Below are 25,962 nucleotides of genomic sequence, written 5' to 3' on the forward strand. Positions count from 1 at the left end.
GCTGAACGCGGCTGGCGCGTCTGGACCCTGGCGCGGACGCGCCTTGCAGGACGGACCCATGACTCAACGTACTGCGGAACGACAGCCGCTCTTCCGCCCCCAGGACAGACGCAGGGTTCTCGTCGTCGAGGATTCGAAGACCTTTTCGATCGCCCTGCGTCAGATGATCGAGGCGGAGACCGGTCTCAAGGTCACGAGTTGCGGGTGCCTGAAGGATCTCAGCAGCGCCATCCTGCGCGACCAGGAGGGCTATGCGATCGCCGTCGTCGACCTCAACCTGCCCGACGCGCCCAATGGCGAGGCTCTCGACTGGACTGTCAGCCACGGCATCCCGAGCATCGTCTTCACCGGCACCTTCGACACTGCGACGCGCGCCCGCATCATGGAGCGCGAGGTCTTCGACTATGTGCTCAAGGATTCCGAGTTCGCGCTCGGCAACCTCGTCAACTCGGTCAAGCGGGCGCTGACCAATCGCGAGACGCGTATCCTCGTCGTCGACGACATGACGACGACGCGCCGGCTGCTCGGCCAGATGCTGACGAGCCAGCAATACACGGTGGTCGAAGTCGGCTCCGGCGCCGATGCGCTGGCGATGTTGGAAAAGGACCAGGAGATCAGGCTCGTCGTCTCCGACTACAACATGCCGGACATGGACGGTTTCGAGCTGGCCCGCCGTATCCGCCGCCGCTATCCGGCCGAGCAGGTGCGCGTGATCGGCATCTCCTCCTCGACCGACCGTACGACCTCGGCGGGCTTTCTGAAAGCCGGCGCACACGACTTCATCGCGCGGCCCTTCGTGCTCGAGGAGCTGCAGTGCCGGATCGCTTCGAATGCCGAGACGCTGCTGCGGATGCGCCAGCTCCACGACCTCGCCTGGCGCGACTACCTCACCGGGCTGTTCAATCGCCGCTATTTCTTCGAGCGCGGGCCGAAGCTCGTCGCCGAGGCGCGGCGGGCGAGCCAGCCGACCTCCGTCGCCATCCTCGACATCGACCATTTCAAGCTGCTGAACGACGAGCACGGCCATGATGCCGGCGACGACGCGCTGCGCATCTTCGCCGGCCATCTCGGCGAATCGCTCGGCGGGCTGCCTCATCTCCTCGCCCGGCTGGGCGGCGAGGAATTCGCGCTTTTGCTGCCGAATATCGGCGAACCGGAGGCCGCCAGGCTGATCGAAGAGATCCGGATCGGGGTGGCGGGCCGGAGCATGGCGGTCGGTCATCTGAAGCTGGGCCTGACAGTCTCGATCGGGCTGGCCGAAATGGCGCCGAGCGACAGCCTCGACCTGGCGCTGCGCAAGGCCGACCGGGCGCTCTATGCTGCCAAGCAGGCCGGGCGGAACCGCGTTCAGGCCTGAAGACCGGCCACGGCCGAGGTCTCGCCCATCAGCAGCGGGCGGCTCGCCTTCGCCTCGCGCACGATGAAATCGACGATCGCGCGAACGCGGGCAACGTCCTTTAGATCGGCGTGGACCAGAAGCCAGAACGAACGCGTGATCGAGACGGTGTCGGGCAGAACCGGCACCAGACGCGGCTCGCCCTCCGCCATGAAATGGTGGATGACGCCGATGCCGGCACCGCCGACGACCGCATTCATCTGCGCCAGCACGCTCGAACTCTGCACCTGCGCGCGCAGGCCCTTGGCGACCTCATCGAGATAGTCGAGCTCGGGCGTGAAGATCAGGTCGTCGATATAGCCAACGACGCGATGGGCGAAGAGATCCTCCGGCTTCGTCACGGTCGGCATCGAATCCAGATAAGTCTGCGCGGCGTAGAGGCCGAGGCGGTAGTCGGAGAGCTTGCGCGCCACGACCTTGCCCTCCTTCGGCGGGGCGAGCGTAATCGCGACATCGGCCTCACGCTTCGACAGCGAAAGCAGGCGCGGCATGGCAATGAGCTGGATTTCGAGCCCGGGATAGGCTTGGCCGAGCTTCGCCAGCCGCGGCGCGAGGAAGGTCGTGCCGAAGCCGTCCGGCGCGCCGATCCGGACCGTACCGGCCAGCGCCATATCGGCGCCGCCGATATCGCTCTGGATCGCCAGCGCCTCGGTTTCCATGCTTTCGGCCTTGGCCAAAAGCCGCTCGCCATGGGCCGTTAGCGTGTAGCCCTGGGGGCGGCGCTCGAAGAGCTTGGCCTTGAGCGAGTCCTCCAGTGAGGTGACACGGCGCGAAACGGTGGCATGATCGGCGCCGAGGCGGCGCGCGGCGGCTGTCAACCGGCCGGAACGGGCCACCGCAAGGAAGAACCGCAGATCGTCCCAGTCGAACCTCTCCAAGGCCGCCGCCTCCCCTGTTTCCGTTCACCGCTGTTTGCTTCGATCGATATTTGCATTTCTGCACGGCGCTCGATCCAAGGTCGCTATAGCCGTGCGCAAACGTGAATGGTAGGGGAGAGCGCAGTTTCGAGACATCACCATTGGTAGGGAGGGCGCGATGCGTCAGGTTGGGCATTTCATCGGCGGCAAGCATGTCGCGGGAACCTCGGGCCGCACGGCCGACATCTACCAGCCGATGGACGGCAGCGTGATCGGCAAGGTCGCGCTGGCCTCGGCCGCCGAAATGCGCGCCGCCGTCGAGAACGCCGCCGCAGCCCAGCCGAAATGGGCCGCCGTCAACCCGCAGCGCCGCGCCCGCGTGCTGATGAAGTTCCTCGACCTGATCGCGCAGAACAACGACGAGCTGGCCGAGCTGCTCGCCCGCGAGCATGGCAAGACCATCCCCGATGCCAAGGGCGACATCCAGCGCGGCGTCGAGGTCGTCGAGTTCTCGCTCGGCATACCGAACCTGATGAAGGGCGAGTTCACGGACGGCGCCGGCCCGGGCATCGACATCTATTCGCTGCGCCAGGCGCTCGGCGTCTGCGCTGGCATCACGCCGTTCAACTTCCCGGCGATGATCCCGCTCTGGAAGCTCGGCCCCGCGATCGCCTGCGGCAACGCCTTCATTCTCAAGCCTTCCGAGCGCGATCCGGGCGTGCCGATGCGCCTTGCCGAACTCTTCATCGAGGCCGGCGGCCCTCCCGGCATCCTCAACGTCGTCAACGGCGACAAGGTCGCGGTCGACGCCATCCTCGACGATCCCGACATCAAGGCGGTCGGCTTCGTCGGCTCGACCCCGATCGCGGAATACATCTACGCCCGCGGCTGCGCGGCCGGTAAGCGCGTGCAGTGCTTCGGTGGCGCGAAGAACCACATGGTCATCATGCCCGACGCCGATATGGACCAGGCCGTCGATGCGCTGATCGGCGCGGGCTACGGCTCGGCCGGCGAGCGCTGCATGGCGATCTCGGTTGCCGTTCCGGTCGGCAAGGCGACCGCCGACGAGCTGGTGAAGCGCCTGATCCCGCGCGTCGAGGCCCTCAAGATCGGCCCCTCGACCGACATGGCCGCCGATTACGGCCCGGTTGTCACCAAGGCGGCCGAAGAGAAGATCCGGTCCTATATCGAGCTCGGCGTCCAGGAAGGTGCAACGCTCGCGGTCGACGGCCGCGACTTCAAGATGCAGGGCTACGAGAACGGCTTCTATGTCGGCGGCTGCCTGTTCGACAACGTCACCAAGGACATGCGCATCTACAAGGAGGAGATCTTCGGACCCGTCCTCTCCGTGCTGCGCGCGGAGAGCTATGACGAGGCGCTGAAGCTGACCAACGACCACGAATACGGCAACGGCACCGCGATCTTCACGCGAGACGGCGACGCGGCCCGCGACTTCGCCTCCAAGGTGCAGGTCGGCATGGTCGGCATCAACGTGCCGATCCCGGTGCCGCTGGCCTATTACACCTTCGGCGGCTGGAAGCGTTCCTCCTTCGGCGATCTGAACCAGCACGGACCCGACTCGATCCGCTTCTACACCAAGACCAAGACCGTGACGGCGCGCTGGCCCAGCGGTATCAAGGACGGTGCGAGCTTCGTCATCCCGACGATGAGCTGACACGGCGCAGACCGGAGGAGGCATGAGGCGGCGGCTGCGAATGATGGCGCCGATACTGAGCCTCCTCTGCTGTGCCAGCGCGGCGCAGGCGGAAACCGACGCCGCGCTGCGCGTGGCGCCGGAGACGGTCTGCGAGACAGGCACGGTCGAGCTGCTGATCCTGACCGAGGCCGAGAAGGTGCAGTGCCAGCGTCTCTGGCGCGATCAGATCGCGGAAAAGCAAAAGCTTAGCCGCGACCTCGCCCAGCGGATTCGCGAGGAGAACCGGCAGCGGCAGGAGCAGGCGGCAAGCCTGCCTCGCCCCCCGCCACCGCCGGTCACCGTCGAGACGTTTCTGTCATCGGGCGACGTCGCCTATGGCGACGTCGTGGTGACCGATCGCGGCCCGCGGGTCTTCGTCGGCCGCCCCAACGAGGCAGCAGGGCCAGAGGATTTCGTGACACTGGATTCGCCGCGATCCCCGCACCGCACCAACAGCAGCCCCTATGCCGGGGCCTTCCCCGAGCTTCGCACGACGCGACCAGCCGCGCCGCAGCGCGCCCACCAACGTCAGGAGCGCCGACCGTGACGCCGTTTTCCCTGAGCGAGGACCAGATCGCGATCCGCGACATGGCCCAGGAGTTCGCAACCGAGACGCTTGCCCCCCATGCGATGCGCTGGGACGAGGACAAGCATTTTCCGGTCGAGGAGATGCGTGCGGCCGCCGCACTCGGCATGGGCGGTATCTATATCAGCGAGGATGTCGGCGGTTCGGGTCTGACCCGGCTGGATGCGGCACTGATCTTCGAGGCGCTCTCGACCGGCTGCCCGACGGTCGCTGCCTATATCTCGATCCACAACATGTGCGCGTGGATGATCGACCGCTACGGCTCCGAGGACCAGCGCAAGGCCTTCCTGCCGAAACTCTGCACGATGGAGCATCTGGCGAGCTACTGCCTGACCGAGCCCGGCGCGGGCTCGGATGCCGCCGCGCTGAAGACGAAGGCGGTGCTCGACGGCGACCATTACGTGCTCGACGGGCAGAAGCAGTTCATCTCGGGCGCCGGCGTTTCCGACATCTATGTCGTGATGGTCCGCACAGGCGAGGCCGGCCCGTCCGGCATCTCGACCCTCGTCGTCGAAAAGGGCACGGCGGGCCTCTCCTTCGGGGCGAACGAGAAGAAGATGGGCTGGAACGCCCAGCCGACGCGCGCTGTGATCTTCGAGAACTGCCGGGTGCCCGTGGCCAACCGGCTGGGCCCCGAGGGTATCGGCTTCAAGATCGCCATGGCCGGGCTCGATGGCGGGCGGCTCAATATCGGCGCCTGCTCGCTCGGCGGGGCACAGGGCGCGCTCGACAAATCGATCGCCTATGCCCAGGAGCGCAAGGCCTTCGGCGCACGCATCGCCGATTTCCAGGCGCTGCAGTTCAAGCTCGCAGACATGGCGACGGAGCTGGAGGCGGCGCGCAGCTTCCTGTGGCGGGCGGCGGCTGCGCTCGACGCCAAGGCGCCGGATGCGACGAAGCTCTGTGCCATGGCCAAGCGTGTCGCGACCGACACCGGCTTCGAGGTCGCCAACCAGGCGCTGCAGATCCATGGCGGCTATGGCTATCTCGCCGATTACGGCATCGAAAAGATCGTCCGCGACCTGCGCGTCCACCAGATCCTCGAAGGCACCAACGAGGTGATGCGGATGATCGTGGCGCGCGGGCTGGTCGGCCGGGCGAAGGGGAATTGAGCGTTATCATTCTCGGGCCTGCGCTGCGCTTCGCCCGAGAATCGCAAGCAAGAGAGGGTCGGCTCAAGACCGACCATGACGGCTGAACAAAACGAGAGGATACGACCATGAGCAGCATCGCCTTCATCGGCCTCGGCAATATGGGCGGCCCCATGGCCGGCAATCTCGTCAAGGCCGGGCATGAGGTCCGCGCCTTCGATCTCGTGCAGGCATCGAAGGATGGCGCCGCCGCGCTCGGGGTCGGCATCGCAGGTTCGGCGAAAGAGGCCGTCGCCGGGGCGGATGTCGTGGTCACGATGCTGCCGGCCGGCAAGCATGTGCTCTCCGTCTGGGCCGACATCCTGCCCGATATGAAGAAGGGTGCGCTCCTGATCGATTCCTCGACCATCGACGTCGAGAGCGCCCGCAAGGCGCATGGGATGGCGGAGCAGCATGGCTGCCTGTCGCTCGACGCGCCGGTCTCGGGCGGCGTCGGCGGGGCCACGGGCGGCACGCTGACCTTCATGGCCGGCGGCTCCGACGAGGCCTTCGCGCTGGGCGAGCCGATCCTGAAGGCGATGGGGCGGCGAATCGTCCATTGCGGCGCGGCCGGCAACGGCCAGGCGGCCAAGATCTGCAACAACATGATTCTCGGCATCTCGATGATCGGCGTCTCGGAGGCCTTCGTGCTGGCCGAGAAGCTCGGCCTCTCGCATCAGTCGCTGTTCGACGTCGCCTCGACCTCGTCGGGACAATGCTGGTCGCTGACGACCTATTGCCCGGTGCCGGGCCCGGTGCCGACCTCGCCGGCCAACAACGACTACAAGCCCGGTTTCGCCTCCGCACTGATGCTGAAGGACCTCAAACTCTCGCAGGAAGCCGCCCAGGCGGCCGGTGCCTCGACGCCGCTCGGAGCGGCCGCGACGCAGCTCTACGGGCTTCACAATGCCTGGGGCGAAGGCGGAGCGGACTTCTCGGCGATCGTCCATCTGCTGCGCGGCCGGGGCGCCTCGTGAAGCGCGCTTGCGTGAAAGCCTAGCGCGGGTTTAGGACGGTTGGCATGAACGACGCCTCCCGCCCTCGCGAACGCTCGGCCCTCACCGGCTTCGCGGTCAACAAGCTCGATCGCCGCGAGGATCTGCGCAACAAGCCAGACGCCGTCAGTGCGCTGCGCCATCGCTCCGATACGCGGATCGCTGTCGTCGCCGGCGAGACGCCGATCCTGAAGCGGCTCGACGGCGAGGCGCTGTCGGTCTGGTTCAGCCATGGCGAGACGCAGTTGCTGGGCGACGGGCTGGAGGAGGCTTTCCTCGGCCTCTCCCCTGACGGCGCCCCGCGCTTCGCCAGGCTGCTCGACCGGGCCCAGGCCGAACCGCTGCGGGAGCGGCCGGAGCTGTTCGTCACCGACCTGCGCTCGGTGGCGCTGAAGCGCCTCGTGCCCGAAGACGAACTCGGCCCGCTCGGCGAAGGCAAGGCGCTGCTCGACTGGCATGCGCGCCACCGCTTCTGCGCCCAGTGCGGCCAGCCGACCACGCTCGGCGCCTCGGGCTGGAAGCGCGAATGCAGCGCCTGCGGTGCCCAGCACTTCCCACGGACCGATCCGGTCGTGATCATGCTGGTGACGCGCGGCGACAACTGCCTGCTGGCGCGGCAGGCCCGTTTCGCGCCGGGGATGTATTCCTGCATCGCCGGCTTCATCGAGCCCGGCGAGACTTTCGAAGATGCCGTGCGCCGCGAGAGCTGGGAGGAAGCGGGTCTGCGCGTCGGCACCGTCCGCTACATCGCCTCGCAGCCCTGGCCGTTCCCGTCCTCGCTGATGATCGGCTGCATCGCAGCGGCGCTCAACGAAGACATCGTGCTCGACATGACGGAGCTCGAGGCGGGCCGCTGGTTCTCACGCGACGAGGCTCTCCAGATGCTGGAGGGCGCCCATCCGGACGGCTTCACCAGCCCGCAGCACCTCGCCATCGCCAACACGCTGCTGAGGGCCTGGGCGGTCGAAGGCGAAACCGTCTAGGTCAATTCCTTCAGGCCTGCGGGCGTTTCGATCCGCGCCCGATAACGCAGGCTCGGCCCCGTCACGATGTCAGGCGGACGGTCGATGGTCAGTTCCCGATACAACCGCGAGACAGCCGCCGGCTCGGGATGCTCCAGCACCAGAGACCGCAACCTTGCGCCAAGATCGGCCATCGTCGCCATCGCGCGCGGCTTGCCGCGCCGGTCGATGAGCGAGGGCAGCGCTCCGTCGAGCGGCAGCGAGCCATCTTCGGGGATCGAGAAGTCGAAAGACGGATTAAGGACGGGGAGCGCGACCTTCCTGCCGAAGACGGTTTCGCGGCCGGCCAGGACCGCGTCGATGCCGTCGACCCGCGCGACCCAGCCGCGCAGGCGCCGCCCCTCATCCCAGGCTGCCCTCACATTCGCCCGATCGTCCAGACCGAACCAGCGCGAACGGCCGGGGGCGCGACCGTCGGGGTCGAGGGCAACGATCTCCAGATAGACCGAGCCCCCAAGCTGCAACAGGTGGTTGTGGGTGCCCATATAGCCGTGGTGCTGTCCGAACGGGACATCCAGATCCAGGCAGGCCCTGACATGCGACACGCCCTCGGCCAGGGTCGGCGCGACGACGCTGATGTGGTCGAGCTGCAGCAGCAGGCTTGCCTCGCCGGCACGGGGCGTCGCTTGCGGCATGACCCCGGGCTCCGCCGCTACTCCCCCGTCTCGGCGAAGCTCTCGCGGAAGGGGTTGGCCGGATAGACGCCGAGGATCTTCACTTCCTTCGAGAAGAAGGCGAGCTCGTCGAGCGCGCGGCGGAGCGCCGGATCGTCCGGATGCCCTTCGACATCGGCATAGAACATCGTCGCCGAGAAATGGCCGTCGACCATGTAGCTCTCGAGCTTGGTCATGTTGATGCCGTTCGTCGCAAATCCGCCCATGGCCTTGTAGAGCGCAGCCGGCAGGTTGCGGACCTGGAAGATCAGCGTCGTCACCGTCTTGGCGGCGCCCTGGCGCACGAATTCCGGGTATTTCGACAGGATCACGAAGCGGGTGGTGTTGTGCTTCTCGTCCTCGATGTCCTCCATCAGGATCTCGAGCCCGTAGACCTCGGCTGCGATGCGGGGCGCGATGGCCGCGCGGCTGAGATCGGCGGCCTCGGCGACCTGACGGGCCGAGCCTGCCGTATCGGCGGCGACCTCGGCCTTGAGGCCGAGCTTGCGGATGATCTTGCGGCACTGTCCGAGCGCATGGATGTGGCTCTGCACGGTCTGCAGCGTCGCCAACGTCGCGCCCTTCACCGCCATCAGGTGGAAGCGGATCGGCAGGAAATGCTCGCCGATGATGTGCAGACCCGAGCGTGGCAGCAGATGATGGATGTCGGCGACGCGGCCGGCGATCGAGTTGTCGATCGGGATCATGCCGTAACGCGCCGTGCCGTCGGAGACCGCGGCCAGCGCATCCTCGAAGGTCGCGCAAGGCAGAAGCTCGCAATCCGGGAAGACCTGCAGCGCGGCCTGCGACGAGAAGGCGCCGGGCTCGCCCTGGTAGGACACGATCACTGACATGGGCTTCAGGCTCCGGCGCGGGCTTCGAGGACCGCGCGGGCGCGGTCGAGATCGGGAGGGGTGTCGACGCCGCGAGGTACGTGGTCGATGATCATCGCGTCGATGCGCATGCCGTCCTCGAGGGCGCGCAATTGCTCGAGGCTCTCGCGCTTTTCGAGCTCCGACTGGGGCAGACTGACGAAACGGTCGAGCGCCGGGCGACGGTAGGCATAGATTCCGACATGGTGGTACAGCGGGCCCTCGCCGTAAGGCGCGGTCGCGCGCGTGAAATAGAGCGCCCGGAGCCGGTCCGGCGCGACATGGCTGCCGACCAGCTTGACCACGCTCGGCGCAGCCTTCTCCTCGTCATCGGTAATGAGGCCGACGAGCGTGGCAATGTCGACCTCGGCATCGGCGAGTGGGGTGATGGCTGCCGCGATCGCCACAGGTTCGAGCGTCGGGAAATCGCCCTGGACGTTGACGATGACGTCGTGGCGCCCCTCCGGATCGAGGATGTCGGCAGCCTCCTTGATGCGATCCGAGCCCGAGGGGTGGTCGGTGCGCGTCATCACGGCACGGCCCCCGGCCGCCTCGACGACGGCGCAGATGTCGGCCGAATCCGTCGCGACCGCGACGGGGCCGATATCGGCCGCGACGGCGCGCCGCCAGACCCGGACGATCATCGGCTCGCCATGAATGTCGGCCAGTGGCTTGCCGGGAAAGCGCGTGGCCTTCATGCGAGCGGGGATCAGGATCAGCGGGTCTGACATCGGAATCGGCGAAACTCGTCGGTGAACGGCTGCAGCGTGGGTCTTGCGCGCGCAGCGCCGTAGCAAGCGTCAAAAGGTCTCAAAGCGGAGCGTGCTTATACGAGTTGCAATGAAGCGCGCAAAGCGGTTAAGCAACGCTCGGGTGTCGGCGCTTCCAGGCCCGGCCTAAAGCTGTCTTGCTTCCTGCGCCAAGGGCGTCGGCGGCCGAGGGTTCGGATACGATGGATATCGAAACCAACAAGATCGCCGGTGCGGCTCTCTCCACGCTGCTGGTGGTGATGGGCCTGAACATGATCGCCGGCATCGTCTTCGCACCGCACAAGCCGGCCGTGCCGGGCTTCGATCTGCCGACTCCCGAGCTCGCGGCAGCTGGCGGCGCTGCGGCGGCCCCCGTCGCCGACGAGCCGATCGCGGTGCGTCTCGCCAAGGCCGATCCGGCCAAGGGCGAAAAGGCCGTCGGCGCCTGCAAGGCCTGTCACACCTTCGAGAAGGGCGGCGCCAACAAGATCGGCCCGCATCTCTTCGACGTCTATGCCCGGCCCAAGGCCAGCGTCGACGGTTTCGCCTATTCGGCCGCGATGAAGGCCAAGTCGGGCGAGAAGTGGGAGGCCGAACAGCTCGACGGCTTCCTGAAGAACCCCAAGGCCTACATGCCCGGCACGATCATGGCCTTCGCCGGCCTCGGCAAGCCCGATACCCGCGCCGATGTCGTCGCCTATCTCAACACGCTGGCCGACGCTCCCAAGCCCTTGCCCAAGCCCTGAGCCCTGGCCCAAGCCCTGAGCGGCATTTTCGACAGCGCTGATGAATTCGTGAAGCCGGGCCTTGTGCCCGGCTTTTGCTTTGTCGGGGTTTCGCTTGCGTGCGCCACGGTGTTGCCGCCACCATGACGTCGAGTGGCATGGTTGCGCCCGCTCGCCGGGCGAGTCAGATGACGCAGGGCGATTCGCTGAAAGCCCGACCGACGAGGAGACGCGACACGATGACGACCCGCATCACCCGCCGCAGAGTTCTGGAAGCCGGCGTGCTGGCGGCAGCGGGAGCGGCATTGCCGGGTCTGGGCGGGCGTGCCTTCGCGCAGGCCGGCGAAGTCCACGGACTCTCGACCTTCGGCGAGCTGGGGCTGCCGCCGGACTTCTCGCATTTCCCCTATGTGAACCCCAAGGCGCCCAGGGGCGGCACGCTGACCGTCCAGATCAAGCGCGGCAGCGGCAACCAGAGCTTCGACACCTTCAACACACTGAACACCTTCGTGCTGCAGGGCGACGGCGCGGCGGGCATGGATGCCTGCTTCGACAGTCTGATGGCGGGCTCGGGCGACGAACCCGGCACGCTTTACGGGCTGCTGGCGAAGAGCGTCACCGTCTCACCGGACAAGCTGAGCTACCGCTTCCGGCTCCGGCAAGAGGCGCGCTTCCATGACGGAAGCCGGCTGACGGCCGCCGATGTCGCCTTCAGCATGAACCTGCTCAAGGCCAAGGGGCACCCTTCCTACCGGCTGATGCTGAACGAGCTGGCTTCGGCGACGGCGGAAAGCGCCGACATCTTCGTCGCGCAACTCTCGCCGAAACGCAGCCGGGACCTGCATCTGATCGTCGCGGGCCTGCCGGTCTTCTCCGAGAAATTCTGGTCGACCCGGACTTTCGAGGCCTCGACGCTGGAGCCACCGCTGGGCTCAGGCCCCTACAAGGTCGGTCGGCTGGAGCAGGGCCGCTTCATCGAATTCGAGCGTGTGGCCGATTACTGGGCCAAGGATCTGCCGGTGAATATCGGCATCAACAATTTCGACCGGGTACGCTGGGAGTACTTCCGCGACCGACAGGTCGCATTCGAAGCCTTCAAGAGCGGCGTCATCACTTTCCAGGAGGAGTTCACCTCACGCATCTGGGCGACGGGATACGATTTTCCGGCTATCCATGAAGGCAAGGTCCGGAAGGAGGGGCTGCCGAAGACGGACCCGACCGGCTCGCAGGGCTGGATCTTCAATCTGCGCCGCGAGAAATTCGCCGATCCGCGCATCCGCGAGGCGCTCGGGCTGTGCTTCGACTTCGAGTGGACCAACCGGAACATCATGTTCTCGTCCTTCTCGCGGATGACATCCTATTTCGAGAACTCCGATTCCAAGGCGCTCGGCCGGCCCTCCCCCGAGGAATTGGCGCTGCTGGAGCCATTTCGCGGGCAGGTCCCCGACGAAGTCTTCGGCGAGCCCTTCCTGCCGCCGGTCTCGGATGGCTCCGGCAGCGACCGGGCGCTGTTGCGCCGCGCCGACGAGATGTTCCGTGCCGCCGGCTGCAAGCGCGACGGCCATGTGCTGAAGCTGCCCAACGGCCAGCCTTTCGAGATCGAATTCCTCGACTCGCAGCCGGCCCTGCAACCGCACACCCAGCCCTTCCAGGCCAATCTCAAGCGGCTCGGCATCACCGCGACCTCCCGCATCGTCGATGCGGCGCAGTATCAGCGCCGGCTCGACGAGTTCGATTTCGACATCATCAGCCGGGCGCTGGGCGGCAGCTCGATCCCGAGCGACTCGCTTCGCATCGTCTATGGCTCGGAGGCTGCCCGGACGCGCGGCTCGCGCAATGTCGGCGGCGTGAGCCACCCCGCCATCGACGCCCTGATCGAGCGGATCGGTCAGGCCGAAAGCTATGCCGAGGTCGTGGTCGCGGCCAAATGCCTCGACCGCGTGCTGCGGGCCGGGCGCTACTGGATTCCGATGTGGTGGAACCCGACCGAATGGCTGGCCTATTGGGACATGTTCGACCGGCCGCAGACAAAGCCGAAATTCGGCTCGGGCGCGCCTTCGATCTGGTGGTACGACGCCGAGAAGGCGAAGCGGATCGGAAAGGCGTAAGGCGGCATGCTGAGCTACATCGCCCGGCGTCTCGCCCTGATGGTGCCGACGCTGTTCGGCATCCTGCTGATCTCCTTCGTCATCGTGCAGTTCGCGCCGGGCGGGCCGGTCGAGCGCGTGATCTCGCAGCTCCAGAACCCCAATAGCGGCGCCTCCGACCGGGTCGGCGGCGGCTCGGGCGGCGATGCCGGGGCCCAGGCGGCCGGGGATGCCGGTTCGGCCTATCGCGGCGCGCAAGGGCTGGACCCCGCCTTCATCAAGGAGCTGGAAAAGCAGTTCGGCTTCGACAAGCCTGCGCATGAGCGCTTCCTCAAGATGCTCGGCGACTATGCCCGCTTCGATTTCGGCCGCAGCTATTTCCGCGACGCGCCGGTGCTGCAACTGATCAAGGAGAAGTTGCCGGTCTCGATCTCGCTCGGCCTGTGGATGACGCTTTTGTCCTATGCGATCTCGATCCCGCTCGGCATCCGCAAGGCGGTGAAGGACGGCTCGCGTTTCGACACCTGGACCAGCGCGGTCGTCATCGTCGGCTATGCGATCCCGGGCTTCCTGTTCGCGATCCTGCTGATTGTGCTCTTCGCCGGCGGCTCGTTCTGGCAGATCTTCCCGCTGCGCGGGCTCCATTCCGACAATTTCGAGCAGCTGAGCTTCTTCGGAAAGATCGCCGATTACCTCTGGCATATCACCCTGCCGGTCACGGCGATGGCACTCGGCGCCTTCGCCACCTCGACGCTGCTGACCAAGAACTCGTTCCTCGACGAGATCCGCAAGCAATACGTCCTGACCGCGCGGATGAAGGGCCTGTCCGAGCGCAGCGTGCTCTACGGCCATGTCTTTCGCAACGCCATGCTGATCGTGATCGCGGGCTTCCCCGGCGCCTTCGTGCATGCGCTGTTTGCCGGCTCGCTTCTGATCGAGACGATCTTCTCGCTCGACGGGCTCGGGTTGTTGTCGTTCGAGGCCATCGTCAACCGCGACTACCCGGTCGTCTTCGCCAATCTCTACATCTTTTCGCTGATCGGCCTCGTCGTCCATCTCGTCACCGACCTGACCTACACCTGGGTCGATCCCCGCATCGATTTCGAGACGCGGGAGACCTGAGATGAGCGATACGCTGATTGCCCCACCGCCGGCCGCCCTGCGCAGCGACGCACCACTCGCCCCGATCGAGGCCGAACAGGGCTGGCTCAAGCTGTCACCGATCAACCGGCGCCGGCTCAACAACTTCAAGGCGAACCGGCGCGGCTGGTGGTCGCTCTGGATCTTCCTGACGCTGTTTGCGCTGACGCTGTTCGCGGAATTCCTCGCCAACGACCGGCCGCTGATCGTCCGCTACAAGGGCGAGTGGCTGTTTCCCGTCGCCATGAACTATCCGGAGGAGAAGTTCGGCGGCTTCCTCGCAACGACCGACTATCGCGACCCCGTCATCGCCAAGGAGATCGCCGAGAACGGCTTTTCGATCTGGCCGCCGATCCGCTATTCCTACCGCACCCACAACCTCGACCTGCCCGTGCCGGCGCCGGCGCCGCCGACCTGGATGCTCAAGGACGAGCAGTGCCGCGGCATCGCCGAGCGAATCGGCGGCACGGGCTGCCGCGACCTGGAATGGAACTGGCTCGGCACCGACGACCAGGGCCGCGACGTGGTGGCGCGGCTGATCTACGGCTTCCGAATCTCGATCCTGTTCGGGCTGATCCTGTGCGGCATCTCCTCGGTGATCGGGATCGCGGCCGGCGCGATCCAGGGCTATTTCGGCGGCTGGACCGACCTGATCTTCCAGCGCGTGATCGAGATCTGGACCTCGATTCCGGCGCTCTACCTGCTGATCATCGTCGCGGCGATCATCACGCCGAGCTTCTTCGTGCTGCTCGGCATCCTGCTCTTGTTCTCATGGGTCGCGCTGGTCGGTGTGGTGCGGGCCGAATTCCTGCGGGCGCGAAACTTCGAATATGTCCGCGCGGCGCGCGCGCTCGGCCTGACCAACCGCGCCATCATGGTCAAGCACCTGCTGCCGAACGCCATGGTCGCGACGCTGACCTTCCTGCCGTTCATCCTGAACGGCTCGATCACCACCCTGACCTCGCTCGATTTTCTCGGCTTCGGCCTGCCGCCTGGCTCGCCCTCGCTGGGAGAACTGCTGGCGCAGGGCAAATCGAACCTGCAGGCGCCCTGGCTCGGCCTCTCGGGCTTCGTCGTGATCGCGCTGATGCTGTCGCTGCTGATCTTCATCGGCGAGGCGGTCCGGGATGCGTTCGACCCGCGGAAGACGTTCTCGTGACGCTCTTTCCCAGCTTGGTGACAGCTATTGTCGGCCAGTGCAGCAACGTCGAGGGAGTTGGCTGATGCGCGAACCGTTCCAACGACGTGTTGTTCACGGATATCCGTCCGACAAATTCGAGACGGATATTTCCAGGAATTTTCCGAATGGAACTCCGGTGATGGTCACGCTCGAAAGCTTCGAGGGGATTGCCGCCGGCGACACAATCATCGAAACACACTTTGAATACGTCAGCGAGCGACTGGTGAAGGTCGCAGAGAAGTCCGTCATCCATCAATGACCCCCTCCCCCCTCCTCTCCGTCCAGGATCTCTCCGTCGCTTTCCGCCAGGGCGGACGCGAGACGTTGGCTGTCGACCACGTCTCGTTCCAGATCGCCAAGGGCGAGACGCTGGCGATCGTCGGCGAGTCCGGCTCCGGCAAGTCGGTTTCGGCGCTCTCGATCCTCAAGCTGCTGAACTACCCCTCGGCCTACCATCCGTCCGGCAAGGTCATGTTCGAGGGACAGGACCTGATTGCAGCCGACGAGGACGCGATGCGCAAGGTACGCGGCAACGACATCACCATGGTGTTCCAGGAACCGATGACCTCGCTCAACCCGCTGCATACGATCGCGCGGCAGATCGGCGAGATCCTCGAACTGCACAAGGGGCTGCGCGGCGACGGGGCGCGGGCGCGCACCCTCGAACTGCTCGACCTCGTCGGAATCCGCGATGCGGCCAGCCGCCTCGACGCCTACCCCCACCAGCTCTCGGGCGGACAGCGCCAGCGCGTCATGATCGCGATGGCGCTCGCCAACGAGCCGCATCTGCTGATCGCCGACGAACCGACCACGGCCCTCGACGTCACTGTGCAGGCGCAGATCCTGAAGCTGCTCAAGGAGCTGCAGAACCGACTCGGCATGGCGATGCTGTTCATCACGCATGATCTCGGCATCGTCCGGCGGATCGCCGACCGGGTCGGCGTCATGCTCAAGGGGCAGATCGTCGAGCAGGGTCCGGTCTCCGAGATCTTCGGCAATCCGCAGCACGAATACACGAAGCGCCTGCTCGCCGCCGAGCCCAAGGGCCGCCCGGCTCCCGTGCCGGCCGACGCCACGACGCTGGTCGAGGCCGGGCCGATCAAGGTCTGGTTCCCGATCAAGAGTGGCTTCCTGCGCAAGACAACCGGGCATGTGAAGGCGGTCGACGGCATCGCGGTGAAGGTCCGGGAGGGCGAGACGCTGGGCGTCGTCGGCGAATCCGGCTCGGGCAAGACGACACTCGGGCTCGCCATCCTGCGGCTGATCTCTTCGGAAGGGCCTATCGTCTTTCTCGGCGACCGCATCGACGGGCTGACGAGTTCGGCCGTGCGGCCGAAGCGCAAGGACCTGCAGGTCGTGTTCCAGGACCCTTACGGCTCGCTCTCGCCGCGCATGTCGGTGGCGGAGATCGTCGCCGAGGGGCTGACCGTCCAGGCGGCGCAGCAGAGCTATGCCGAGCGCCGGGAGGTCGTGGCGCAGGCGCTGAGCGATGTTGGGCTCGACCCTTCCGCCATGGACCGCTATCCGCACGAGTTCTCGGGCGGCCAGCGCCAGCGCATCGCGATCGCGCGCGCCATGGCGCTCGATCCGAAATTCGTCGTGCTGGACGAGCCGACCTCGGCGCTCGACATGTCGGTCCAGGTCCAGATCGTCGAATTGCTGCGCGACCTCCAGGCGCGGCGCAGGCTCGGCTACCTCTTCATCAGCCATGACCTCAAGGTCGTGCGGGCCATGGCCCACCGGGTCCTGGTGATGCAGAACGGCAAGGTCGTCGAGGAAGGCCCGGCCGAGGCAATCTTCTCGCAGCCGCGCGAGGCCTATACGCAGGCGCTGCTGGCGGCAGCGCTCAACCTCGAACCGGCGGGAACCGCCGCGGTGAGAGACTGAGCATGGCCCGCGCGATCCTGATCGTGCTCGATTCGGTCGGCTGCGGCGGAGCCGAGGATGCACATCTGTACGGCGATGCCGGCGCCGACACGCTCGGCCATATCGCACAGGCTTGCGCCGATGGCCGCGGCGATCGTGAAGGGCTGCGCAAGGGGCCGCTCGCCCTGCCCAATCTCGTCCGGCTCGGCCTTGCCCATGCCTATGAAGCCTCCACGGGCCAGCCCCTCGCCGCCGCCGTGAAGCCGGCAGTGCCGGGCGGGCGGCCGGGCTATGGCGTCGAAAGGAGCCAGGGCAAGGATACGCCTTCGGGCCATTGGGAGATCGCAGGCTGCCCGGTGTCGTTCAAATGGGGCTATTTCACCGCGCTGGAGAACTCGTTTCCGCCCGATCTGATCGCCGCGATCATCAAGGCCGGCGCACTGCCCGGCATCCTCGGCAACAGGCACGCCTCGGGCACCGCGATCATCGACGAGCTGGCCTCGGAGCACATCGCGACGGGCAAGCCGATCTGCTACACCTCGGTCGATTCCGTGCTGCAGATCGCCGCGCATGAGGAGCATTTCGGGCTGGAGCGGCTTTATGCGCTGTGCCGCAAGGTGCGGGTTCTGGTCGATCCGCTGAGGATCGGGCGCGTCATCGCGCGGCCCTTCATCGGCACGGCGGAGACCGGCTACACCCGCACCGGCAACCGCAAGGACTTCGCCATTCCGCCACCGGACGAGACGCTCCTTGATCGGCTGGCGGCGCGCGGACGCAAGATCGTCACCGTCGGCAAGATCGGCGACATCTTCGCGCATCGCGCCACGGCCGAGGAGATCAAACCCTTCGGCAACGCCGCGATGTTCGATGCCGCGCTCGGCGCCTGGGAGCGGCTGCCGGATGGCGGCTTCTGCTTCGTCAATCTGGTCGATTTCGATACGGAATACGGCCATCGTCGCGATGTGCCGGGCTATGCGGCGGCGCTCGAGGCGTTCGATGCGATGCTGCCGCGGCTGGAGGCGGCGCTGCGGCCGGGCGATCTCGCGGTCCTCACCGCCGACCATGGCAACGACCCGACCTGGCCCGGAACGGACCATACCCGCGAGCATGTCCCGATCCTCGCCTTCGGGCCGGGCCTCGCCACGACGCCGCTCGGCCGGCGGGACAGCTTCGCCGACATCGCCGCGACGCTCGCGGCCTGGCTCAGCATCGGCGCGGTGGGGCCTGGCCGGGGCTGGTAGCCGTCAGGCCGCCGCGACACGCTCGCAGAACGCCGCGACCTCGTGCCGGATTCCCCGCGCCTGTGCCGCGAGTTCGTCGGCCGAGCCCTGTACCTGGCGCGCGGCCTGATGGGCGCTTTCACCCATCGCCTCGAAGCTGCCGACCATGTCGGCACCGCGCCGGGCGCCGTCGAAGGACAGCCGCACCTGATGCGCGATCTCGGAGGTCGCCTGGCCCTGCTGCTGCACGGCGATCTCGATCGCCTCCGCCACCCGCTCGACGTCGCCGATCGACGCCACGATGTCGCGGATCGCCTTCAGCGAGCGCTGGGAGGCATCCTGCATCGCGCCGATCTGGGCCGAGACATCGTCGGTCGCCTTCGCTGTCTGGGCCGAGAGGATCTTGACCTCGCTCGCCACGACGGCGAAACCGCGCCCCATGTCACCGGCGCGGGCCGCCTCGATCGTGGCGTTCAGGGCCAGCAGGCTGGTCTGCGCAGCGATGCTGCGGATCAATTCGACAACGGCTCCGACATTCTCGCTGTTGCGGGCGAGCACCTCGATCTCGCTGCTGGCCTTGCGCGCCAGATCGGCAGCGACCGTGGTGCCCGAAGCGGCATGGGCGACGTTGCGGCCGATCTCGCTGATCGAGCCCGCCAGTTCGTCGCTCGCGGCCGAGAGGTGATCGATTCCCATCATTGTCTCGTCTGTCGCGCCGGATACTAGCACGGTTTGGCGCCGTGCCTGATCCGAGGTCCCGATCAGGGCCACGGCCTCGCCCTGCATGATGTCGGCCGAGCGATCGAGCACCGCCATCTCCAGCTCCATCTTGGCCCGGAACCCGGCGACGATTTCGCGCAGCACCTGCGCGCGCCGGCTCTGCTCCTCGGCCAGGCGCTTCTCGCCCTCGCCGGCGATGCGCTCGCGCTCGGCGGTCTGGCGCGCCAAAGCGAGGCTCTCGGCGTTCATCCGGAACATGCGCTCCATGATCACGGCGATGGTCGCGAGGAAGGCCGTCTCCATGATGACGACGACGGCATGCAGCAACACCCGCAAAAGGCTTCCGCCCTGGTAGAAGACGGCGGAGGGCAGCACATATTGCAGCACGAGATGGTGGACCGCCGTCAGCGCCGCGCCCATGACGATGGGGCGCCAGTCGCAGAAGCCGGCGAGCAGCGCCAGCACCGCGAAGTAATACATGTGCATGTCCGGCTGCCAGGGATGACCGGCGAAGCTGAACACCATGATCGAGACCTGACCGATCAACACCAAGGCCATGAAGAGCTGCGTGACCGTGGCGGCACCCCGGCTGGCGTAGAGCAGCAAGGCGCCCGCCGCCAGCATGAACGTCAGTGCGACCGGCAGCGAGCCGTCCTCGCCCCGCAACCAGTACGACAAGGCCAGCAGCGGCACATGGAGGAAGGCCAACCCCAGCAGCACGCAGGCCACGCGCTGGCGGACGACATCGAGGGTCCAGATCATGAGGCCGCCTGGTCAGCCGTGGCCGCGTCGAGGCAGCCCGCCAATCCGGCCAGCGCCAGCACCATGACGGCACCCTGCGGCCTGGCGGCCGGAGCCGCATCCGTCCGGGCCGGCGCGGCGATCACCACGAAGGGCGAGCGCCCGGAGCGCAGGACCGGATAGCCGGCGGAGAGACTGCGGGCGACAGCCTCGTCGCGCGACACCCAGGGTGGAAAGACGATCGCCACCGGCTCTCGCCGCGCCGACGTTTCGCCCGGCAAGGCGACCAGTGCGACGAGGACACTGACGATGGACATGAAACACAGCGCGGCACAGTCGCGGCCGGAAAGCGCCCGGCTGCGAGGCGCCCCCATCGTCATTCTCGATTCCATGGATTGCCCGAACGCTAGACGACCGCCCGCAAGCCCCCCAGCAGACAGGCCCACCTAAATCGACGGGAGTTAATGCTCCCCTTACGAACGCTGGCCAAACGAGGACGTGATCGACACGCGCCAGTCGGCGCGAGACCTGCCGCAGGCGATGCCAGTTCAGCCCGTGAGCCGATCCTTGATCCGCCGCATCAGCCCGTCGCGTACCTCGCGATAGGCGTCGAGCATCTGCTCGCGCGAGCCCTGGACTGCGGTCGGGTCGACCGTCGGCCAGTATTCGACCTCGGCGGCAACCGTGCGCGTCAGGTCGAGAGCCTTGTGGTGGGCCTCCGGCGAGAGCGAGATGATCAGGTCGAAGTTCAACCCTTCCCACTCCTCGAGATCCTCGATCGATTTCGGCCTGTGCTTGTGGGCGTCGATGCCGATCTCGTCGAGAACCGCGAGCGCGAAGGCGTCGACCTCGCCACGCCGCGCTCCGGCGGACTGGACATAGACCGACTTGCCGAAGAAATGCTTGGCCATCGCCTCGGCCATCGGCGAGCGCACCGCGTTGTGCGCGCACATGAAGAGCACGCTCTGGACCTTGCGCGCGGCGGGCGGCTCCAAGCGCTCAGCCCTTCCAGTGCAGCGCGTAGATCAGGGTGAAGAGCCGCCTGGCGGTGTCGAAGTCGATCTCGACCTTGCTCGCAAGACGATCCACCAGAATGCCGGCCGCCTCGTCGTGGAGGCCGCGGCGGCCCATGTCGATCGCCTCGATCTGCGAGGGGGTCGCCGTGCGGATGGCCGCGTAATAGCTTTCGCAGACCATCGCATAGTCCTTGACGATGCGGCGGAAGGGCGTGAGCGAGAGGTGGTGGGTGACGACGGGGGCGCCATCGTCCTGCCTGATCTCGAAGACCAGCCGGCGCTCGACCAAAGCGAGGTGGGCGAGATAGGGCCCGCCATCATGGCCCGGCAGTGCGAAGTGGTTGCGCTCGATCAGGTCGTAGATCGCGACCGCGCGCTCATGCTCCTGATCGGGCGAGCCGCCGCCGAGCGAGGACGGGTCTAGCGTGACGCCGACCAGGCACTGCTTCGCGGGTGTATCGGTCTTGGGCATCACACCTCCGGTCCCTGTCGCTGCGGCGATGCGGCTCCAGGAGATTTGCCGCTCCATGAGATTTGCCGCGCTCCGAGGTCTGCCGCGCTCAGAGATTGAGCCTGATCGTCACGGAACGGCCATGCGCCTGCAAGCCCTCGGCTTCCGCCAATTGCGTCGCGGCCGGCGCCAGGGCGCGCAGGGATTGCGGGCTGCATTTCAGCAGCGAGGTCCGCTTCATGAAGTCGAGCACGCCAAGGCCCGAGGAGAAGCGGGCCGAACGGGCCGTCGGCAGCACGTGGTTGGGTCCGCCGACATAGTCGCCGATCGCCTCGGGCGTATGCCCGCCGAGGAAAATCGCACCGGCATTGCGGATCAGGCCGGCGAGACGGTCGGGATCGGTCGTCATGATCTCGAGATGCTCCGGCGCCAGCCGGTCGACCAGCGGAACCGCGGCCTCAAGATCCGACACCAGCAGGATCGCACCATAATCGGCCCAGCTCTTTGCGGCGATCTCCGCGCGCGGCAGCGTCTGCAACTGCGCCCGCAGCGCCTTCTCGACTTCCGCAGCGAGGCCGGCGTCGTCGGTCATCAGGATCGACTGGGCGGAGACGTCATGCTCGGCCTGAGCGAGGAGATCGGCGGCGATCCAGTCCGGATTGGCGGTGCCGTCGGCGATGATCAGGACCTCGGAGGGACCGGCGATCATGTCGATGCCGACCTGGCCGAAGACCCGGCGCTTGGCGGCAGCGACCCAGGCGTTGCCTGGGCCGACGATCTTGGCGACCGGAGGAATGCTGGCCGTGCCATAGGCGAGCGCCGCCACGGCCTGCGCCCCGCCGATGCGGTAGATCTCGTCGACACCGGCGAGCCGCGCCGCCGCGAGCACGAGCGGGTTCGTCTCGCCGCGCGGCGTCGGGGCGACCATCACGACGCGGTCCACACCCGCGACCTTCGCAGGCACGGCGTTCATCAGCACGGAGGACGGGTAGCTCGCCGTGCCGCCCGGCACATAAAGTCCGACAGCCTCGATGGCGCTCCAGCGCCAGCCGCTTTCGACGCCGGCAGCGTCGGTGAACCAGGCATCCTGCGGCTTCTGGCGGATGTGATAGGCTTCGATGCGGTCGCGCGCCGTCTCCAGCGCGGCCATCTGCGCCGGCGGACAAGCGGCAACCGCGGCATCGATTTCCGCGGCCGAGACGCGCAGCGTCTGCGGGCTCAGACCCAGATGATCGAAGCGCTGCGTGCAGGCGATGACCGCCGCATCGCCACGCTCGCGCACATCGGCGATGATGTCGGCGACGACGCGGTCGACCTCCTCCGAGACCTCGCGCTTGGCCGAGAGCAGGTCACGGAATTCGCGCTCGAAAGCGGCGCTGCTGTCGTCGAGCCTGATCGGCATCGCAATCCCCGGATCTCTTGTCGCAGAAACGGTTCAGGGACCGTCTGGATGCCCCGGCGTCGCCAGCGCTTCCCAGACCGGACCGAGATCCTTCATCTGGGCCTCGATGCATTCGACCTCGAGCCGGATCGCAGCCCCGTCCGAGAAATGCAGCGTGATGTCGCCATCGGGACCGTCGCGTCCGGCAAAGCCGATCGCCAGCAGGCTCAGCACCTGATCGGGCGCAGCCTTGTCGATCTTCGTGCTGCGAACGGCGAGGACGCGGTCGAAATGCAGGGCGGTCAGGCGCCGGCGGCGCTGGCCGCGCGACACGCCTTCCCAGTCGAAGCGGCGCGCGGCCAGCGCGAAGCGCTTTTCGGCCGGCAGCCAGACGATATCGGCCAACTTCAGGACGGCGTCCTGGAGGTGGGCCGACACGATCTCCAGATCATCCGCGTCGAGCGCGATGAGTTTCAGCGGGTCTGCGGCATCATCCGACATGCGGCTGTTCTGGCGGGGCCGCCTGCGAACGTCAACCGCTGATGCGCTCGACCAGAGCGCCGCAGCGCGTCAATTTCGCCTCCAGCGCCTCGAAGCCGCGATCGAGATGGTAGACGCGGTTGATCATGGTTTCACCCTCGGCCGCGAGGCCGGCGATGACGAGCGAAACCGAGGCGCGCAGATCGGTCGCCATGACGGGGGCGCCGGTGAGCTTGGCGACGCCCTCGACATGGGCGGCGTCGCCCTCCAGCCGGATCTTCGCGCCGAGCCGCGCCAGTTCCTGCACATGCATGAATCGGTTCTCGAAGATGGTCTCGCGGATGCGCGAGGTGCCCTTGGCCTTCGTCATCAGCGCCATGAACTGCGCCTGGAGATCGGTCGGGAAGCCGGGGAACGGATCGGTATCGATATCGACGGATTCGAGCGCCTGGCCATTGCGGCGCACGCGGATGCCCTCATTGGTCGAGGAGACCTCGACGCCCGCCTTGATCAGCACGTCGAGGGCCGCCTGCAGCAGATCGGGCCGCGCGCCTTCCAGCAGTACGTCGCCGCCCGTCATCGCGACCGCCATGGCGTAGGTGCCGGTCTCGATGCGGTCCGGCAGAACGGCATGATGCGCGCCGCCGAGGCGCGAGACGCCGGTGACGACTATCCGGCTCGTGCCGGCGCCCTCGATCTTGGCGCCCATCTTGGACAGGCAGGCGGCGAGATCGACGACCTCGGGCTCGCGCGCCGCGTTCTCGATTACCGTCGTGCCCTGGGCCAGCACGGCAGCCATCAGCGCCGTGTGGGTGCCGCCGACCGTCACCTTGGGGAAGGCGATCTCGGCACCCCTCAGGCCCTTTGGCGCGCGGGCAAGCGCATAGCCGTTCTCGATCTCGATCTCGGCGCCGAGCTTCTCCAGCGCCATCAGCAGGAGATCGACCGGGCGCGTGCCGATGGCGCAGCCGCCCGGCAGCGAGACCTTGGCCTCGCCCATGCGCGCCAGGATCGGCGCGATCACCCAGAAACTGGCGCGCATTGTCGAGACGAGCTCATAGGGCGCGCAGACATCGACGATCTGGCGTGCCGTCAGCGCGATCGTCTGGCCGGTCTCGGCGGACTGGCCGATGCGCTTGCCCGCGATGGAGCGGTCGACGCCATGGTTGGAGAGGATGCGCGAAAGCGCGCTGACATCGGAGAGGCGCGGCACATTGGCGAGCGTCAGCGTCTCGTCTGTGAGCAGGCTCGCGATCATCAGCGGCAATGCGGCATTCTTCGCGCCCGAGATCGGAATTGAGCCATTGAGGCGCTGGCCGCCGGTGATGCGGATCTTGTCCATCGTCAGGTCCTGCTAAGCCGCCGGGGCCGAAGGCCGGCGGCGCATGGGAAACGTCATCGGTCAGGACCGGGTGGATTCGGCCTGGGCTTGCGGCGCCGGCTCCTGCGCGGGCGCCTCGTCCGTGCGGCGAGCCCGGGCCTGTGCCTTGCGGCGCTTCAGGTTTTCCCGGAGGGCGGCCGCGAGGCGCGCCTTCTTCTCGTCGTCTGCGGCTGTCTGGCTGTTCACGGCATCAACTCGGTACCGGGGTTCAACGCTCGGATCGCGGCGAATTCGCGGCGCATGGTTAGCCGCATGTGAGAATTTGGACAAGCACGGCTCGATCCGGCGGAAACCGGCCATGAAGGGCCGTGCCGCCACGGAGCAGGCGACCGCTCCCGGCCGCTGTCGCCGCTTGCGAAACGGCGCCTGCGACAGATCCCGGGGGAAGCCCCTCGCGCAGATCGGCAACCCGGGATGAACCGGCAGCGGCGGCATCTCGCTTGCTCTCCAAAGCCACAGAATTCTCCGCTGATCAGCGCCGGCACAAGTCCGGGCGCCGCCATGACGTTAGGGAATAAAGATTAATGTAATTAACCATTTCGAAGGGATTTCGTTTACAGTTTGTTAACTTTGCCTACCGTGTCCCCATCGCTTTCGACGGGCGACAACACGGGATCAGCGGCATGTTTCAGTCATCTGCTTCGGTCATGGACGCCATCCCAGCGGCAGTGCTGGAAAGCTGCGAGGTGATCGATGCGATCCGGCACAGGGCGGGGTTCCTGCCCGAGACGCAGCTCTCCTACGAACCCGAGATCAAGACGCTCTGGGTGACGATCCGCCCCGAGCTGAAGCCCGTCTTCACGCTTCAGCTGCTCGACAGCCTCGTCAAAATCCAGAGTGCGATTTCGGCGCTCTGGGGCGCGCCCGACCAGTATCACCGCGCGCCGGTGCGTTTCCTCGCCTTCCGCGGGGCCGGCCCGTTCTTCACGCTCGGCGGCGATCTCGACTTCTATCTCGACTGCCTGGCCAAGAACGACCGCGCCGCCCTGGCCGAATATGCCCGCCTGTCGAGTGCAGGCGCGGTGCTGAACGCGAGCGGCCTGAACGGCCTGGTGGTGACGCTGTCGACGATCCATGCCAAGGCCATCGGCGGCGGCATCGATGCGCCACGTTCCTGCAACGTCATGATCGCCGAGGAGCAGGCCTCCTTCGTCTACCCGGAAATCAAGTTCAATCATTTCCCGATCACGGCCGTCGCGATCCTGTCTCGCCGCATGGGTGAACGCGCCGCCGAGCAGATGCTGCTCTCAGGCGAGGAGATGAGCGCCCAGGAGTTCATGGCTGCCGGCGGGCTGGAAGCCGTCGTGCCGACGGGAACGGGCGAGGCCTGGATCCGCAAATATGCGCATGACTCGCTGCCCCTGCATGCCGCGAAGACCGCGCTGTTCTCGGCCTTCAACCGGCGGGCGGGCAATCTGCAGGAGGAACTCGAACATCTCGGCCAGATCTGGACCGACTGCATGCTGAGGCTCAACCCGAGCGCGATCTCCAAGCTGCAGCGGATCGCCCAGACCCAGGACCGCATGCTCGCGCGGGTGTATCAGCGCAGCGCCCCCGCCCCTCTGGCGCTGGGCCGTTGAGGCGACGAAGCCCCCCTTTCCGACCGGGAAGCGCCTCC

26 protein-coding genes are annotated in these 25,962 nt (G+C 66.9%); 14 read left to right on the forward strand and 12 right to left on the reverse strand.

Annotated elements, in window-relative coordinates:
* The first annotated feature begins 58 nt into the window (after positions 1-58).
* Positions 59-1,357: a GGDEF domain-containing response regulator gene (locus tag C8D03_RS03460; protein WP_108045021.1), complete on the forward strand. Its 1,299-nt coding sequence runs from the start codon at positions 59-61 to the stop codon at positions 1,355-1,357.
* Here the strand turns inward: C8D03_RS03460 and C8D03_RS03465 are convergent.
* Complete coding sequence (locus C8D03_RS03465; protein ID WP_108045022.1) at positions 1,348-2,274, reverse strand: LysR family transcriptional regulator; 927 nt, start codon at positions 2,272-2,274, stop codon at positions 1,348-1,350. The two genes, C8D03_RS03460 and C8D03_RS03465, sit on opposite strands and share 10 nt — an antisense overlap.
* A gap of 157 nt (positions 2,275-2,431) precedes the next feature.
* On the opposite strand from C8D03_RS03465, the gene C8D03_RS03470 reads away from it, so the two are divergent.
* The 5 genes from C8D03_RS03470 (at position 2,432) to nudC (ending at position 7,643) form a co-directional block, all read left to right on the forward strand.
* Positions 2,432-3,928: a CoA-acylating methylmalonate-semialdehyde dehydrogenase gene (locus tag C8D03_RS03470; RefSeq protein ID WP_108045023.1), complete on the forward strand. Its 1,497-nt coding sequence runs from the start codon at positions 2,432-2,434 to the stop codon at positions 3,926-3,928.
* Between the two features lie 40 nt (positions 3,929-3,968).
* Positions 3,969-4,496, forward strand: a complete 528-nt coding sequence (locus tag C8D03_RS03475) for a hypothetical protein (protein ID WP_108045024.1) — start codon at positions 3,969-3,971, stop codon at positions 4,494-4,496.
* Positions 4,493-5,647: an isobutyryl-CoA dehydrogenase gene (locus tag C8D03_RS03480; RefSeq protein ID WP_108045025.1), complete on the forward strand. Its 1,155-nt coding sequence runs from the start codon at positions 4,493-4,495 to the stop codon at positions 5,645-5,647. The genes C8D03_RS03475 and C8D03_RS03480 overlap by 4 nt, the downstream gene beginning before the upstream one ends.
* Before the next feature lie 107 nt (positions 5,648-5,754).
* Positions 5,755-6,642 carry a 3-hydroxyisobutyrate dehydrogenase gene (gene mmsB / locus C8D03_RS03485; RefSeq protein ID WP_108045026.1) on the forward strand — a complete coding sequence of 296 codons (888 nt, stop codon included), beginning with the start codon at positions 5,755-5,757 and terminating at the stop codon, positions 6,640-6,642.
* Positions 6,643-6,686: 44 nt separating this feature from the next.
* Positions 6,687-7,643 (forward strand): NAD(+) diphosphatase, encoded by a 957-nt coding sequence (gene nudC / locus C8D03_RS03490; protein WP_108045027.1) that lies wholly within the window; start codon positions 6,687-6,689, stop codon positions 7,641-7,643.
* On the opposite strand, the gene C8D03_RS03495 is transcribed toward nudC, so the two are convergent.
* Genes C8D03_RS03495 through C8D03_RS03505 form a run of 3 tightly spaced genes read right to left on the reverse strand, consistent with a single transcriptional unit; the run spans position 7,640 to position 9,938 of the window.
* Complete coding sequence (locus C8D03_RS03495; protein ID WP_248308333.1) at positions 7,640-8,317, reverse strand: VOC family protein; 678 nt, start codon at positions 8,315-8,317, stop codon at positions 7,640-7,642. The two genes, nudC and C8D03_RS03495, sit on opposite strands and share 4 nt — an antisense overlap.
* A gap of 17 nt (positions 8,318-8,334) precedes the next feature.
* Positions 8,335-9,189, reverse strand: coding sequence for a prephenate dehydratase (locus tag C8D03_RS03500; protein ID WP_108045028.1), 855 nt, complete (start codon positions 9,187-9,189; stop codon positions 8,335-8,337).
* A gap of 5 nt (positions 9,190-9,194) precedes the next feature.
* A complete protein-coding gene (locus tag C8D03_RS03505) occupies positions 9,195-9,938 on the reverse strand; it encodes a 3-deoxy-manno-octulosonate cytidylyltransferase (RefSeq protein WP_108045029.1) in 744 nt (247 codons plus the stop codon).
* Positions 9,939-10,159: 221 nt separating this feature from the next.
* On the opposite strand from C8D03_RS03505, the gene C8D03_RS03510 reads away from it, so the two are divergent.
* From C8D03_RS03510 to C8D03_RS03535, 7 genes are all read left to right on the forward strand, one after another.
* Positions 10,160-10,702: a c-type cytochrome gene (locus C8D03_RS03510; RefSeq protein WP_108045030.1), complete on the forward strand. Its 543-nt coding sequence runs from the start codon at positions 10,160-10,162 to the stop codon at positions 10,700-10,702.
* Positions 10,703-10,920: 218 nt separating this feature from the next.
* Entirely contained in the window at positions 10,921-12,789 is a 1,869-nt protein-coding gene (locus tag C8D03_RS03515) for an extracellular solute-binding protein (protein WP_108051161.1), read from the forward strand.
* Positions 12,790-12,795: 6 nt separating this feature from the next.
* Positions 12,796-13,890: a microcin C ABC transporter permease YejB gene (locus C8D03_RS03520; protein WP_108045031.1), complete on the forward strand. Its 1,095-nt coding sequence runs from the start codon at positions 12,796-12,798 to the stop codon at positions 13,888-13,890.
* On the forward strand, positions 13,868-15,067 hold the full coding sequence (locus tag C8D03_RS03525; protein WP_465246462.1) for an ABC transporter permease: 1,200 nt from the start codon (positions 13,868-13,870) through the stop codon (positions 15,065-15,067). Before C8D03_RS03520 ends, C8D03_RS03525 begins: the two co-directional genes overlap by 23 nt.
* Positions 15,068-15,131: 64 nt before the next feature.
* Positions 15,132-15,347 carry a hypothetical protein gene (locus C8D03_RS25985; protein WP_146170063.1) on the forward strand — a complete coding sequence of 72 codons (216 nt, stop codon included), beginning with the start codon at positions 15,132-15,134 and terminating at the stop codon, positions 15,345-15,347.
* Positions 15,344-16,975 (forward strand): ABC transporter ATP-binding protein, encoded by a 1,632-nt coding sequence (locus C8D03_RS03530; RefSeq protein WP_108045033.1) that lies wholly within the window; start codon positions 15,344-15,346, stop codon positions 16,973-16,975. The genes C8D03_RS25985 and C8D03_RS03530 overlap by 4 nt, the downstream gene beginning before the upstream one ends.
* A gap of 2 nt (positions 16,976-16,977) precedes the next feature.
* Positions 16,978-18,195, forward strand: coding sequence for a phosphopentomutase (locus tag C8D03_RS03535; protein WP_108045034.1), 1,218 nt, complete (start codon positions 16,978-16,980; stop codon positions 18,193-18,195).
* A gap of 3 nt (positions 18,196-18,198) precedes the next feature.
* Here C8D03_RS03535 and C8D03_RS03540 read toward each other — a convergent pair whose 3' ends face one another.
* From C8D03_RS03540 to C8D03_RS25990, 8 genes are all read right to left on the reverse strand, one after another.
* Complete coding sequence (locus tag C8D03_RS03540; protein ID WP_108045035.1) at positions 18,199-19,656, reverse strand: methyl-accepting chemotaxis protein; 1,458 nt, start codon at positions 19,654-19,656, stop codon at positions 18,199-18,201.
* Positions 19,653-19,952, reverse strand: a complete 300-nt coding sequence (locus tag C8D03_RS03545) for a hypothetical protein (RefSeq protein ID WP_108045036.1) — start codon at positions 19,950-19,952, stop codon at positions 19,653-19,655. Before C8D03_RS03545 ends, C8D03_RS03540 begins: the two co-directional genes overlap by 4 nt.
* A gap of 231 nt (positions 19,953-20,183) precedes the next feature.
* Positions 20,184-20,588: an arsenate reductase/protein-tyrosine-phosphatase family protein gene (locus C8D03_RS03550; protein ID WP_108051163.1), complete on the reverse strand. Its 405-nt coding sequence runs from the start codon at positions 20,586-20,588 to the stop codon at positions 20,184-20,186.
* A 46-nt stretch (positions 20,589-20,634) separates the two neighbouring features.
* Positions 20,635-21,123, reverse strand: a complete 489-nt coding sequence (locus tag C8D03_RS03555; protein WP_108045037.1) for a UPF0262 family protein — start codon at positions 21,121-21,123, stop codon at positions 20,635-20,637.
* Between the two features lie 88 nt (positions 21,124-21,211).
* Positions 21,212-22,504 carry a histidinol dehydrogenase gene (gene hisD / locus C8D03_RS03560; protein WP_108045038.1) on the reverse strand — a complete coding sequence of 431 codons (1,293 nt, stop codon included), beginning with the start codon at positions 22,502-22,504 and terminating at the stop codon, positions 21,212-21,214.
* A gap of 33 nt (positions 22,505-22,537) precedes the next feature.
* Complete coding sequence (locus tag C8D03_RS03565; RefSeq protein ID WP_108045039.1) at positions 22,538-22,984, reverse strand: DUF2948 family protein; 447 nt, start codon at positions 22,982-22,984, stop codon at positions 22,538-22,540.
* A gap of 31 nt (positions 22,985-23,015) precedes the next feature.
* Complete coding sequence (gene murA / locus C8D03_RS03570) at positions 23,016-24,305, reverse strand: UDP-N-acetylglucosamine 1-carboxyvinyltransferase (RefSeq protein ID WP_108045040.1); 1,290 nt, start codon at positions 24,303-24,305, stop codon at positions 23,016-23,018.
* A 60-nt stretch (positions 24,306-24,365) separates the two neighbouring features.
* Positions 24,366-24,779: a hypothetical protein gene (locus C8D03_RS25990; RefSeq protein WP_146170065.1), complete on the reverse strand. Its 414-nt coding sequence runs from the start codon at positions 24,777-24,779 to the stop codon at positions 24,366-24,368.
* A gap of 188 nt (positions 24,780-24,967) precedes the next feature.
* Between C8D03_RS25990 and C8D03_RS03575 the strand changes: the two genes are divergently transcribed.
* On the forward strand, positions 24,968-25,924 hold the full coding sequence (locus tag C8D03_RS03575) for an enoyl-CoA hydratase-related protein (protein ID WP_108045041.1): 957 nt from the start codon (positions 24,968-24,970) through the stop codon (positions 25,922-25,924).
* The last annotated feature ends 38 nt before the right edge of the window (positions 25,925-25,962 follow it).

Source organism: Bosea sp. 124 (genome assembly GCF_003046175.1).
GTDB lineage: Bacteria > Pseudomonadota > Alphaproteobacteria > Rhizobiales > Beijerinckiaceae > Allobosea.

What these genes read in the sequence shown, in the direction of transcription:
- C8D03_RS03520 (WP_108045031.1), top strand. Translation starts at nt 12,796, where the DNA reads ATGCTGAGCTACATCGCCCGGCGTCTCGCCCTGATGGTGCCGACGCTG.
- C8D03_RS03530 (WP_108045033.1), top strand. Translation starts at nt 15,344, where the DNA reads ATGACCCCCTCCCCCCTCCTCTCCGTCCAGGATCTCTCCGTCGCTTTC.
- C8D03_RS03470 (WP_108045023.1), top strand. Translation starts at nt 2,432, where the DNA reads ATGCGTCAGGTTGGGCATTTCATCGGCGGCAAGCATGTCGCGGGAACC.
- C8D03_RS03495 (WP_248308333.1), bottom strand. Translation starts at nt 8,317, where the DNA reads ATGCCGCAAGCGACGCCCCGTGCCGGCGAGGCAAGCCTGCTGCTGCAG.
- C8D03_RS03545 (WP_108045036.1), bottom strand. Translation starts at nt 19,952, where the DNA reads ATGTCCATCGTCAGTGTCCTCGTCGCACTGGTCGCCTTGCCGGGCGAA.
- C8D03_RS03540 (WP_108045035.1), bottom strand. Translation starts at nt 19,656, where the DNA reads ATGATCTGGACCCTCGATGTCGTCCGCCAGCGCGTGGCCTGCGTGCTG.
- C8D03_RS03550 (WP_108051163.1), bottom strand. Translation starts at nt 20,588, where the DNA reads ATGTGCGCGCACAACGCGGTGCGCTCGCCGATGGCCGAGGCGATGGCC.
- C8D03_RS03535 (WP_108045034.1), top strand. Translation starts at nt 16,978, where the DNA reads ATGGCCCGCGCGATCCTGATCGTGCTCGATTCGGTCGGCTGCGGCGGA.
- C8D03_RS25990 (WP_146170065.1), bottom strand. Translation starts at nt 24,779, where the DNA reads ATGCCGCCGCTGCCGGTTCATCCCGGGTTGCCGATCTGCGCGAGGGGC.
- C8D03_RS03575 (WP_108045041.1), top strand. Translation starts at nt 24,968, where the DNA reads ATGTTTCAGTCATCTGCTTCGGTCATGGACGCCATCCCAGCGGCAGTG.
- C8D03_RS03505 (WP_108045029.1), bottom strand. Translation starts at nt 9,938, where the DNA reads ATGTCAGACCCGCTGATCCTGATCCCCGCTCGCATGAAGGCCACGCGC.
- C8D03_RS25985 (WP_146170063.1), top strand. Translation starts at nt 15,132, where the DNA reads ATGCGCGAACCGTTCCAACGACGTGTTGTTCACGGATATCCGTCCGAC.
- C8D03_RS03555 (WP_108045037.1), bottom strand. Translation starts at nt 21,123, where the DNA reads ATGCCCAAGACCGATACACCCGCGAAGCAGTGCCTGGTCGGCGTCACG.
- C8D03_RS03515 (WP_108051161.1), top strand. Translation starts at nt 10,921, where the DNA reads ATGACGACCCGCATCACCCGCCGCAGAGTTCTGGAAGCCGGCGTGCTG.
- C8D03_RS03510 (WP_108045030.1), top strand. Translation starts at nt 10,160, where the DNA reads ATGGATATCGAAACCAACAAGATCGCCGGTGCGGCTCTCTCCACGCTG.
- mmsB (WP_108045026.1), top strand. Translation starts at nt 5,755, where the DNA reads ATGAGCAGCATCGCCTTCATCGGCCTCGGCAATATGGGCGGCCCCATG.
- C8D03_RS03500 (WP_108045028.1), bottom strand. Translation starts at nt 9,189, where the DNA reads ATGTCAGTGATCGTGTCCTACCAGGGCGAGCCCGGCGCCTTCTCGTCG.
- C8D03_RS03460 (WP_108045021.1), top strand. Translation starts at nt 59, where the DNA reads ATGACTCAACGTACTGCGGAACGACAGCCGCTCTTCCGCCCCCAGGAC.
- C8D03_RS03565 (WP_108045039.1), bottom strand. Translation starts at nt 22,984, where the DNA reads ATGTCGGATGATGCCGCAGACCCGCTGAAACTCATCGCGCTCGACGCG.
- C8D03_RS03475 (WP_108045024.1), top strand. Translation starts at nt 3,969, where the DNA reads ATGATGGCGCCGATACTGAGCCTCCTCTGCTGTGCCAGCGCGGCGCAG.
- murA (WP_108045040.1), bottom strand. Translation starts at nt 24,305, where the DNA reads ATGGACAAGATCCGCATCACCGGCGGCCAGCGCCTCAATGGCTCAATT.
- hisD (WP_108045038.1), bottom strand. Translation starts at nt 22,504, where the DNA reads ATGCCGATCAGGCTCGACGACAGCAGCGCCGCTTTCGAGCGCGAATTC.
- nudC (WP_108045027.1), top strand. Translation starts at nt 6,687, where the DNA reads ATGAACGACGCCTCCCGCCCTCGCGAACGCTCGGCCCTCACCGGCTTC.